The organism is Bacillus cereus group sp. BfR-BA-01524, assembly GCF_022662595.1.
GTDB lineage: Bacteria > Bacillota > Bacilli > Bacillales > Bacillaceae_G > Bacillus_A > Bacillus_A thuringiensis_S.
Window position 1 is genome coordinate 1 of sequence record NZ_JAKUDW010000375.1, and the last position, 282, is coordinate 282.

Below are 282 nucleotides of genomic sequence, written 5' to 3' on the forward strand. Positions count from 1 at the left end.
TTAGATCTGTTAACTCATTAATTTGACGTTGCACACTTTCTTGGTTTGTTATGGTCATGTCTTGAAGGACTTCCAGTCTATCTGTAAACCCTTCTTTATCTTCCTTATTATCTACAAATCCTTTTAATGTTGGATAATAACTATTAAATTTAGTTACAAATCCTTTACTTTTTGAATTTAATAGAATTAATTTAGGATAAAGTTCGGATGACCACTCTTTCATATCTTGTTTAATTAGAAATTGAGTTGTATTTAAAGATGGAACTTCTTCAAGTTGTACAT

The 282-nt window shown here is 28.4% G+C and carries 1 protein-coding gene; it reads right to left on the reverse strand.

The genetic code is table 11. From position 1 onward, the window contains the following. Positions 1–282, reverse strand: a 282-nt coding sequence (locus MR170_RS31535; RefSeq protein WP_242310734.1) for an HBL/NHE enterotoxin family protein, incomplete at both ends; no start/stop codon positions are given.